The following is a 2,342-nucleotide window of genomic DNA, read 5'->3' as shown; positions in this document are numbered from 1 at the left end:
CGCGCGCTTCAAGCCGCGTACGGAACCGATGGAGAGGGGCGAGGCTAAAGCGCACAGCGAGAATAATCGACGCGAGCGCCAACGGCAGCACAACCAGCAGCGGCAGGCCAAGGCTCATCTGGATTTCCCGAGCAACCGAAGCGCGATGCGCCAACGGTTCGGCCACGGTGATGCTGATCGTCCCCTGGAGCGCCGCGTCGCTGTAGAGGCGATGTGTGGCGTTCTGCCCAAATCCCGGACCATCGTATGGAGGAAACACGGCAGGGTCCGCCGCATGGGATTGCAGCAAAATGCGTCCCTCGGCATCGCGTACGATGTAGGTGAAGAACTCGTCATGCTCCCGGATCGGCGCGAGGCGCTGCGTCACACCCTGATCTTCTCGCCCGACGATGTCGGTCACGGCCAGCGGCAGGATGCGCTCGGCGGTTTCGCGTAGGGCGCTGTCGAAGACCTCATCCATCTCGCCCCGAACGATCACCGCGGTAACCGTGGCGGCGGCGAGCCAGAGGATCGTCAGCACAAGGCCGAGTGACAAGCCGAGCCGTACCTGAAGGCTGGATGGCCACATCATGGCTTGCCCAGCCGGTAACCCATGCCGCGCTCGGTCTCGATGATGGCGCTCCCCAGTTTCTTGCGCAGGCGGCTCACGTGCACCTCGATGGTGTTGCTCTCGACTTCGGCGTCGAAAGCGTAGAGCTTCTCCTCCAACTGCGCCTTGGACAGGAGCTGCCCGGGACGCGCCAGGAAGGCCTCGAAGAGCGCCCATTCCCGCGCCGTCAGCGGCACATGTCTGCCATCCCGATGGACGCTGCGCGCGGCAAGGTCGATGTCGAGCGGTCCGTGGGTCAGGATCGGGTTGGGGTTGCCGCTGTAGCGCCGCGCGACCGATCCGATCCGTGCCGACAGTTCCGACAGGTCGAAGGGCTTCACAAGATAGTCGTCAGCGCCCGCATTGAGGCCTTCGATCCTATCGGACACCTGGTCGAGCGCCGTCAGGATGATGACCGGCGTCACGTCTCCACGCGTCCTGAGGCCCTTGAGGAACCCGATACCACGTCCGTCTGGCAGCATGAGGTCGAGCAGGAGCAGGTCGTAGGAGGTTGCGCTCATCGCGTCTGCCGCCGCGTCTAGCCGCGTGACCCAGTCTACTGACTGGCCATCAGCTGCGATCTGGTCGCGCACGGCAGCGCCAAGAGTCGTGTCGTCCTCGATCAGCAATATGCGCATGGTCGTACCCGTCCTTTCCTGATGTCCCTCCATGATCCGTCTGGCTGACACGAAGCTGAAGCTTGTGGGTCGAGCCCCTTCAGGCTGCCGTCAGCTTCGCGGCGCATGAATGGCATCAAGAGGCGAGCCACTAGGAGTGTGCCCCATGAAGAAGACATTGACAATTATCGGCTTTCTCGCGGTCTTTCCGGCCGGCGCGGCGCTGGCTGACGACGATTGCTTCGTGCCGATGGCCGACTGGCAGCCGCGCGATGCTGTTGCCATGCTGGCCGAGGAAAATGGTTGGACGGTGCGCCGGATCAAGATCGATGACGGCTGCTACGAGATCGACGGGAGGGATGCCGAGGGGCGTGCGATCGAGGTGACTGTCCACCCGGCCACGCTGGAGGTAATCGAGTTCGAATACGAGGACGACGAGGATGATCGCCGCGAGCGGGATCACGAGAGACGCGACGATGACTGATGCAGCGCGTCGCGACGGTAATGTTCCGGTGCCGGGCCTTCCGCCACTCTCCCGGCTTTCCCTAAACTCTCCTCTAGCCCTGACGGGCCCGGTGCTGGTTGCGTTGCCATGCCTGCTGGCGGCACTGATCGGGTTCAACACCTATGCGCCCTATGGCGCGGATGCAGCACTTGGCATTGCCGTCGGGGCCGCGGCAGTTGTCGCGATGGCACAGACCTTGATCCTCGCCGCACGGCCGCCACTGGTGGAACCATTGTTCGGCGGTCTCGATCGCATGTACCGGGTCCACAAGTGGCTCGGTATTTCCGCAATGGTCCTGATGATCCTGCACCAGCAGATCGAGCCGGATTTCGAGCGTTTGGTGCGTGAAACCTCCCTTGGTGAACTTGGTGAAGAGGCGGGCGAACTTGCCTTCAACGCGCTTCTCGCCCTGGTTGCTGTCAGCTGGTTCCGGAGATTGCCCTTCACCCCACTGGAAATCCCCTATCAGATCTGGCGGTTCAGCCATCGTTTCATGGGGGCCCTTTTTGCAATCGTGGTCTTTCACCAGTTCTTCGTCGACCTGCCGACAGAGGTAGATCCATCGCTCTCGGTGCTTCTAAACACATTTGGCATCGCGGGAGTAATCGCGTGGATATTCACCGAGCTGGTC

At 62.6% G+C, this 2,342-nt stretch carries 3 protein-coding genes and 1 pseudogene; 2 read left to right on the top strand and 2 right to left on the bottom strand.

Annotated elements, in window-relative coordinates; all coding sequences use genetic code 11:
* Positions 1-571: pseudogene (locus BFV97_RS17830) on the bottom strand (sensor histidine kinase N-terminal domain-containing protein); the annotation flags it as partial.
* On the bottom strand, positions 568-1,227 hold the full coding sequence (locus tag BFV97_RS17825; protein ID WP_009503873.1) for a response regulator transcription factor: 660 nt from the start codon (positions 1,225-1,227) through the stop codon (positions 568-570). The gene BFV97_RS17825 and the pseudogene BFV97_RS17830, both read right to left, overlap by 4 nt.
* A 145-nt stretch (positions 1,228-1,372) precedes the next feature.
* On the opposite strand from BFV97_RS17825, the gene BFV97_RS17820 reads away from it, so the two are divergent.
* Both BFV97_RS17820 and BFV97_RS17815 read left to right on the top strand, forming a co-directional pair.
* Positions 1,373-1,690, top strand: a complete 318-nt coding sequence (locus BFV97_RS17820) for a PepSY domain-containing protein (RefSeq protein ID WP_050525472.1) — start codon at positions 1,373-1,375, stop codon at positions 1,688-1,690.
* Positions 1,683-2,342, top strand: a 660-nt coding sequence (locus BFV97_RS17815; RefSeq protein WP_245667822.1) for a ferric reductase-like transmembrane domain-containing protein, incomplete at its 3' end; no start/stop codon positions are given. The genes BFV97_RS17820 and BFV97_RS17815, both read left to right, overlap by 8 nt.

Source organism: Neptunicoccus sediminis (assembly GCF_001719615.1).
GTDB lineage: Bacteria > Pseudomonadota > Alphaproteobacteria > Rhodobacterales > Rhodobacteraceae > Amylibacter > Amylibacter sediminis.
The sequence above is the reverse complement of the archived record's forward strand: the minus strand, read 5'-3'. Positions and strand labels throughout refer to the sequence as shown.

Excerpts from the sequence above, each read along its gene's own strand:
- BFV97_RS17820 (WP_050525472.1), top strand. The coding sequence starts at position 1,373 with ATGAAGAAGACATTGACAATTATCGGCTTTCTCGCGGTCTTTCCGGCC.
- BFV97_RS17825 (WP_009503873.1), bottom strand. The coding sequence starts at position 1,227 with ATGCGCATATTGCTGATCGAGGACGACACGACTCTTGGCGCTGCCGTG.